The following is a 7,580-nucleotide window of genomic DNA, read 5'->3' as shown; positions in this document are numbered from 1 at the left end:
TGCGCGAGGGACGTGTCTTGTCGCGCAGCAGGCCCTCGAAACCCCTCCTGCATGAAACGTTCCTGCCAGCGCCAGACGCAGGTCTTGGACTTGCCGGTCCGCTGCATGCCGAACCCGTCCACGCTCAACAAGACAATCTCGGCCCGCCAGACCTGCTTCTGCGGCGCGTTGCGATCCCGCACCAGCGCCTCCAGCCGGCCGGAGGCGATCGGGCGGTGTAACGATGATGGAAATACCGGTGCGCATGCGCAAGAATCGCATGCAATCGGCGTCAACGGAATCCCTTCCGGGATTCAAATGTCAGATTTGATCCACTAGCTCATCGGCTGGACGAATTGCTGCCCTGGAATTGGACCCTCCGACTGCAGCACTCTCCGCTCGAGCGGCATGACCATGCATGTCAATAAGGTTCATCACGTCACCACCATTACCCATGTGGCGAGGACCTCGGCGAGGACGAAGACTGGCTGCGGGACGTCGCCAATAAAATGGAGGTCGAGGGCGGCGTCATCTGGACCTATGGCATAGGAGAAGATGGCGTCCGGGCGTTCACCGACTTCGGAATCGAAAACCTGATCGAGTTCGTTCGTATGTAGAAAGAAAATCCGACTTGGCTCAAACGCTGGCAACCAGAATAATCCAACCGAGCTGCGGCCTACGCCGGATGCTGACGCTGTGAGTGGTATTGACGAGCATTCCCGCATCGCCTTCTCCCAGATTCAGTAGGCGGAGACGGCTGACAGCGCGGCTTCCTTGCTTACGGAGTCTGCGGCCTACTACAAGCGTAACGGTCACTCGCGCCATGACCGATACCTGTAAGTTGGTACATGGCTTGCGCCTTCCGCGACGCTTTCGGAGACCCGGGCATCAAGAACATTCGCAACAAGCCTTACACCCCAAAACAAACGGCAAAGCCGAGCGCTTCATCCAGACTACTGACTACAACCTCTTGAGCCTCTACAGCTAGAGCGACCTTTGCCTTTGCTCAAGCTTGCCAGTTCGACGTCCGGCTTCGACTAGCTCATCAACTCCGACCAGCCCTTGACCGTGCACAACGTCCTTCGCAGGTGATTAGCCTCATCTTCCTTCCGGCGCACCGACCCGAATGGGCGCTCCAGCATACGGCGGACGCGCACGGGCTCGGGGCCGACGTGGAAAGCTGCCGCCTGTCGATCTAGCGCGCGCTCTGACTGCGTCGAGCGGTTGCGCTGTCGTAGATAGTCTAGCCATGTCGGACAGTGATAGCGTCAGTCCAAAGTGTTGGGTCGGCGATGTCGCGGGCAATGGACCAGCCGTAGGCGCCGCTACGCTGCCGGTACAGCTGCACGTCCTGCATCACGTTGTGAAAGGCTCGCGCATTCTCCTGCGCTACTCGATATTCAATTTCGACCACAAGCGGCCCACTGCGCCCGGAAAGCTCAAGCCGAACTTCGGGATCGGCCAGCATCTCGGCGTCTTGCTCACGAGCGCTGATGCGCGGCATGCGCAGCTAGAGCCCCAAGATCGGTGACGCCAGCATTAAACCGGCCGAGATCAAGAGGGTTGTTTGCACACCGGTGACATTAGCCAGATAGCCCCAGCTGCCGACGGCAATCCCACCCGATCCCGCCGCCTGGTAGGCCGCAAGCGAACGGCCGGCGACCCAGCGTGACGCCGATAATTGCAACCCAATGTTGATAAGGCCCACGCAATTATCCACACGGCGCCCGCGAGGAACAGCGCGATCGCGGTCAATATGGGCTTGCCGCTCAGTGCTACTGCGGTAATCGCTCCGCCCATCGACAGCGCACAGGCGCGGATTGCCGCTTCGCCGCCCATGCGCTTGCGCACCTCGGTGATATTCAGTGCGCCGATCACCGCGCCCAGGCCAAAGGCGCTTAGCATGATGCCATATGTCTGTGCGCCACCATGCAGCAGATCGCGAGCTACAAGCGGCATGAGCGCTATTATCCCGCCGCCAATCAGGCCCGTCACCATGGAACGAACCAGTACGATCTTGATCGATGGCGAATTGATGGTATAGCGCACGCCTGAGAGGATAGCGCGGCTAAGCCTTTCAGGCGGCAGACGACTCGGTTCAGAGATGCGTTTCCATAGGAACAGCGCGACCATCAGCGGAAGATAAAGCAACGCGTTGAGCGCGAATGCTACCGCACCCGCAGTTGCAATCACGAGTCCGCCCATGGCCGATCCAATGCTTCGCGCTATATTGTAGCTGATGCTGTTCAGCGCCACCGCCGCCGGAAACGTTTCCAGCGGCACTTGCTCGCTGACCGAGGATTGCCAGGCCGGGTCCATCAGCGCCATGCCGCTGCCAACCACGCAGCACAACCCAGCAACAAGTTCGGCGTGAGTAAACCAAGCCAAGCGAGTGCCGTCAGCGCGATAGCGCCGGCAAGCGCGATAGCCACTGAGACAAGCGCCACGATACGTCGGTCGTGCATGTCGGCGATCGCACCGGCCGGCATCGAGATCAACATGACCGGCAACATCATGGCGGTCTGCACCAGCGCGACTTTGTCGGCCGAGGATGTCATTTGCGTCATCGCCCAAGCCGCACCGACGCTCCGGATCAGGCGCCCACATTGGTGAGCACGCTCGCCAGCCAGATGCGCCGGAAGGTGAGATGGCGGAGCGGTGCGGTGATGCCATCGGCGCCAAGCGTCTGGGGCTTGAACGACTTGCTCATCTCGGCTTCTGCGTCGCCTCCGACGTTTGGATTGACCCGACTGTTGACGGTGCAAAAAGCCTGGTCTCTAGGAAGCGGCTAAGCGCGGATACGAAGTCCTTAGGACACCTGCTAGCGCCTTGTGATAGCCCTGGAGCGTGATACTGCCCACCTCGCGCGCGAGAACCCATCTTTCGTCCTGTAAGGGTGAGCGCCAACGAGCGGGCCCATTGGCTTGTCAATTGCCGCGACATAGCAGCGACGTCGTCAGGATTGTGCACGCTTTGGACAAACTGATCCATCTCAGCCATGGCCATTCTACTCGTCGCGTTCTCGATGCCGGTTGCGCTAAGGGGTGAACATCGGCCTTGCTGTCACGGTCCGCCGGAGCAACGTGAGCTATTTCGTCAGCCGAACCGCAAGTGAACTTCCGCCGAGTTCTTGTTTTTTGCATCGTCTCGTCAGAGTGGATGAGTCTCGCGTTGATTGAGATGCAAACTGCATCTGCTCAATCTGATAAGAAACCCCTCAAGAGAGCGTGCCGTAGAGTAGTATATCAAGGTGATGGTTTTTGGCGTTGTATGCGAATGAGCGATGAAAAACCGCACGAAGATGTCAAAGGAGGAGAACCCCGCGTCAATCCTCGGACGGAGACTCGATTGGAATGGCAAAGCCTGTCTTCACGCGGTCCATTATGACCATGGTTTTGAAACCCTTGATGTCCGAGTTCTCATAAAAGAATCGTCGCGTGAACTGCTCATAGTCTTCCATGGTGCGGGCGGTAATGTAGAGGACGAAATCAGCATCGCCAGTGACGTAGAATCCATTGACGGCATCAACTGACGATTTGATGGCCTTCTTGAACTTGTCAATGATGTCTGAACGCTCTCGCTCTAGGCTCACCAGCACAAGCATCTGAATAGGCCTTCCAACCGCCCTCGGCGAAACGATCGAGACATCGGCTTCAATTATTCCTTCCGAGCGGAGTCTCTTCAGTCGTCGCTGACACGCGGTAGCGGAAAGTCCGGCCATTTCGCCGATGACCTCGGAAGTCAGACGGTTATTCTTCTGTACGATCTCGAGGATGCGGGCGTCTATCCGGTCGTATTGCATGATTGGGCTCCAGCCGTCAGGTGCATTCCGTCGCAAAGCGCATATGCGTTGCAGGAAATCCTGCTAGCGACGGCGAAATGCGATGCAAATCTCTATTCAACATCAGTATCCTGAATGCATGGGGAATTTCAACAAAATGACCGTGTGGGACCCGCAAATGGCGTTTCAGACTACCCGGCACAAAAGTTCGCGCTCGGTCGGTCTGGCTACCAGGAATCTGCAAAATCTGCGCCGCCTTGATTTTCTGGCGGGGGGGGCGCTTGTCGATGGCCAGTGGGTGAGCGGCGGAGAGCGAGACCATGTGATCGATCCTGCAACTGGGGAGGAGATCGCGGATGTCGCTCGTTGCGGCGCCGCAGAGATGGAGGTGGCGATCGCCGCAGCTGAGCGGTCCTTTCCAGGCTGGCGAGAACTATTGCCTGCAAGAAGAGGAGCGATCCTCAGGTCTTGGGCTTCATTGATGCTCGAGCACGCGGAGGAACTCGCGATCCTGGTGACGTGCGAACAGGGCAAGCCCCTCGCTGAGGCGCGCCACGAAATAGCGTACGGTGCTGGCTTTCTCGAGTGGTTCGCGGCGGAGGGGGAGCGCGCATACGGAGAGACGATTCCCAGCCATAAGATTGGAAGTCTCCTTCAAGTGCGAATGCAGCCAATCGGTATCGCGGCGGCGATCACGCCGTGGAATTTCCCTGTCGCCATGATTACGCGGAAGGCGGGAGCCGCGCTTGCTGCTGGTTGTCCGATCATTGTGAAGCCTGCTCCCGAAACTCCGCTGTCTGCGCTCGCCCTTGCCCGGCTGGCCGAACAGGCTGGGCTTCCGCCCGGTGTGTTCCAAGTGCTCGTCGGTAATCCGATCGAACTTTCGGCGCCTCTGTTGAACCATACAAGAATACGCGCCCTTTCGTTTACAGGTAGTACGGAGATCGGCCGTCTGCTGCTTGAGGGGGCAGCCGAGAGCGTCAAGAAGGTGTCGCTGGAGTTGGGCGGTCATGCCCCTTTTCTGGTCTTTGACGACGTCGATCTTGAGAAAGCTGTCAGGGGAGTGATGGCGGCAAAATTTGCTACGTCTGGTCAGGATTGTTTGGCTGCCAACCGCATCTACGTGCAAAGAAGTATCTATGGCGACTTCGTCGAGGCGTTCTCTGCGGCGATGACTCAACTCAGAGTTGGGCATGGTCTGGAGCCTACAACGGATATCGGACCAATGACCAAATTGTCGGTCGCCAACAAATGCAGATCCCAAATCGATGAGGCGATGAAGAAGGGAGCGCGAGTTGTCTCGGCGAAACAAGGCGCAACCTTAGGGCCGAACTTCGTTCCTCCGACGCTGCTTAGCGACGTCACGGAGGATATGCTCATCGCTCGCGAGGAAACATTCGGGCCTGTCGCAGCTGTACTTCCCTTCGATTCCGAAGAGGAAGTAATCGCCCGAGCTAACGCTAGCGAAATGGGCTTGGCTGGATACGTCTACACGGACAGCCTACGTCGAGCGCTGCGACTTTCTGAGCGCATCGAGTGCGGCATGCTTGGTATCAATACAGCTTCATTCACTGGGCCGCCCATTCCGTTCGGGGGGTGGAAGCAATCTGGGCTCGGTCGCGAAGGGTCGCGACACGGCTTAGCGGAATATATGGAACTAAAATACGTTTGCTTCGGCGATCTGGCGGCTTAGGAGAGCGACATGATTGACATCAAGACCATTGCTGAACGGGATCGCTCGAGTGTTCTGCATCCTTTCACTCAGCTCAAGGACTTCGCCACGGGTAAAATCGGTGACCCGACGATCGTTACAGGTGGAAAAGGCATTTGTATCAAGGACGCAGAGGGACGCAGTTACATCGACGGCTTTGCTGGCCTTTATTGTGTAAACATCGGCTACGGCCGAACGGAAGTAGCTGAAGCCATCGCGCGTCAGGCCTACAGCTTGGCGTACTACCACACATATGCGGCGCACACGACCGAAGAGCTGGGAACGCTTTCGGATCGCCTGGTGCGAATGGCCCCCGGTAAGCCAAGCAAGGTTTTCTTCGGCCTATCCGGATCGGATGCTAACGAGACTCAAGCAAAGCTCGTCTGGTACTACAATAATCTACGTGGTCAGCCTAAGAAGAAGAAGATCATCTCGCGCGAGCGCGGCTATCACGGCTGCTCGGTAATTTCCGGTTCGATGACAGGTATGTCGTTCTACCACGATCACATGGACCTGCCTTTCCCCGGCATCTTGCACACAGGCACGCCGCATCACTATTGGGGCGCTCAGTCAGGCGAGACGGAAGAGGACTTTTCTCGCCGGCGTGCTGCCGAGCTTGAAGAACTGATCGTGAGGGAGGGGCCGGAAACAATCGGTGCTTTCATTGCTGAGCCGGTGCTAGGCACAGGTGGCATTACGCCACCGCCCGCGGGTTATTGGCGTGAAGTTCAGGCCGTACTAAGACGCTACGACGTTCTTCTGATTGCCGACGAAGTAATTTGTGGATTCGGTCGGACCGGCGCCGACTTCGGAAGCACGCTGTACGGGATCGAACCGGATCTTGTGACAGTCGCCAAAGGGCTGACATCCGGCTACATGCCGCTCTCGGGAGCCATCGTTGGTGAGAGAGTTTACAGGGTCATGGAGGAAGCAGCCGATCGCGTCGGAGCATTCTCGCATGGTTATACCTATTCGGGCCATCCGATTGCGGCAGCCGCCGCCAATGCCGTTCTCGATATCGTCGAGAAGGAACGGCTAAGCGAGCGCGCCAGAACCGTCGGCGCGCACTTTCAGAATCGACTCAAGGAGAGATTTGCACAACTGGAAATCGTCGGAGAAGTTCGAGGCGTGGGCTTGCTCGGCGCTATCGAGTATGTTGCGGATCGCCAGACGAAGCGGCGATTTGATCCGGAGCTGAAGGTCGGCGCCCGCATCTCCAATGCTGCTCGGGATCGAGGACTTATTGCACGAGCGATGCCGCATGGAGACATTCTCGGTTTTGCTCCGCCTCTCGTTGTATCCGAAGCTGAGGTCGACGAGATCGTTGATCTGGCATATCGGGCAACCAAACATGTAATGGACGAACTCGCAAAGGAATCGGGCAATCTCGTGAGCGCGGATTGTTCGGCGTCCCGGATCAACACCCGGGATAGGCAGTACCCCTGAAATTGGACGCGATATGGGAAAAGTGTGCTAAGCGTCTAGTCACGTGAATCTAAAGTTCACCACATAAAGTCTGCTGGGCTTTGTGGCAGAAGCGTTTGACCGAAGCCAAAATCTGGTCTGCGGACTTGGTCCATTTGAAGGGCTTCGGGTTTTTGTTGTGCAGGTCAATGAGGGAGCGGAGTCGGCCTCGAGCTGCCTGGACGGAGGTGTGAACACTTCGCTGGATCTGCTTTCTGGTGAGTTCAGCGAACCAGCGCTCGACCTGATTGATCCATGACGCGGATGTCGGCGTGAAGTGGACATGATAATGCGGGCGGCGGGCGAGCCACGCTTTGATCTTGGGTGTCTTGTGGGTGGCGTAGTTGTCCATGACGATATGAACATCGAGCCCTTCAGGGACTTGATCGTCGATCTCTTTGAGGAATTTCAAGAACTCGACTGCCCGGTGGCGCTTGTAGCATTTGCCGATGACAAACCCTGACGCAACGTCAAGTGCTGCAAACAGCGTGGTCGTACCATGCCGCACATAGCTGTGCGTGCGACGTTCCGGCACGCCAGGCATCATCGGCAAGACGGGCTGCTCGCGATCGAGTGCCTGGATCTGGCTTTTCTCCTCGATGCTGAGGACGAGGGCTCGGTTCGGCGGGGACAGGTAAAGCCCGA

Annotated in this window: 4 protein-coding genes and 3 pseudogenes; 3 read left to right on the top strand and 4 right to left on the bottom strand. The window is 57.7% G+C overall.

Features of this window, described 5'->3' with window-relative positions; translation table 11 throughout:
* Nucleotides 1–246 (bottom strand): annotated as a pseudogene (locus J6524_RS36795) (IS630 family transposase); the annotation flags it as partial.
* Between the two features lie 141 nt (nucleotides 247–387).
* Between J6524_RS36795 and J6524_RS36790 the strand changes: the two are divergent.
* Nucleotides 388–596, top strand: a pseudogene (locus tag J6524_RS36790) (hypothetical protein).
* A 420-nt stretch (nucleotides 597–1,016) separates the two neighbouring features.
* Here J6524_RS36790 and J6524_RS36785 read toward each other — a convergent pair.
* Together J6524_RS36785 and J6524_RS36780 are read right to left on the bottom strand one after the other, a co-directional pair.
* A pseudogene (locus tag J6524_RS36785) lies at nucleotides 1,017–2,537 on the bottom strand (MFS transporter).
* A gap of 767 nt (nucleotides 2,538–3,304) precedes the next feature.
* Nucleotides 3,305–3,781 carry an Lrp/AsnC family transcriptional regulator gene (locus J6524_RS36780; RefSeq protein WP_225678730.1) on the bottom strand — a complete coding sequence of 159 codons (477 nt, stop codon included), beginning with the start codon at nucleotides 3,779–3,781 and terminating at the stop codon, nucleotides 3,305–3,307.
* Nucleotides 3,782–3,938: 157 nt separating this feature from the next.
* Here J6524_RS36780 and J6524_RS36775 point away from each other — a divergent pair, with 157 nt between their 5' ends.
* Together J6524_RS36775 and J6524_RS36770 are read left to right on the top strand one after the other, a co-directional pair.
* Nucleotides 3,939–5,453, top strand: a complete 1,515-nt coding sequence (locus tag J6524_RS36775) for an NAD-dependent succinate-semialdehyde dehydrogenase (RefSeq protein ID WP_225678731.1) — start codon at nucleotides 3,939–3,941, stop codon at nucleotides 5,451–5,453.
* A 9-nt stretch (nucleotides 5,454–5,462) separates the two neighbouring features.
* Nucleotides 5,463–6,917, top strand: coding sequence for an aminotransferase (locus J6524_RS36770; protein WP_225678729.1), 1,455 nt, complete (start codon nucleotides 5,463–5,465; stop codon nucleotides 6,915–6,917).
* 49 nt (nucleotides 6,918–6,966) lie between these two features.
* Here the strand turns inward: J6524_RS36770 and J6524_RS36765 are convergent.
* Nucleotides 6,967–7,580, bottom strand: a 614-nt coding sequence (locus tag J6524_RS36765) for an IS630 family transposase (RefSeq protein ID WP_225678728.1), incomplete at its 5' end; no start/stop codon positions are given.

The organism is Bradyrhizobium hereditatis (genome assembly GCF_020329435.1).
Classification (GTDB): domain Bacteria; phylum Pseudomonadota; class Alphaproteobacteria; order Rhizobiales; family Xanthobacteraceae; genus Bradyrhizobium; species Bradyrhizobium hereditatis.
The sequence above is the reverse complement of the archived record's forward strand: the minus strand, read 5'-3'. Positions and strand labels throughout refer to the sequence as shown.

What these genes read in the sequence shown, in the direction of transcription:
- J6524_RS36780 (WP_225678730.1), bottom strand. Translation starts at nt 3,781, where the DNA reads ATGCAATACGACCGGATAGACGCCCGCATCCTCGAGATCGTACAGAAG.
- J6524_RS36770 (WP_225678729.1), top strand. Translation starts at nt 5,463, where the DNA reads ATGATTGACATCAAGACCATTGCTGAACGGGATCGCTCGAGTGTTCTG.
- J6524_RS36775 (WP_225678731.1), top strand. Translation starts at nt 3,939, where the DNA reads ATGGCGTTTCAGACTACCCGGCACAAAAGTTCGCGCTCGGTCGGTCTG.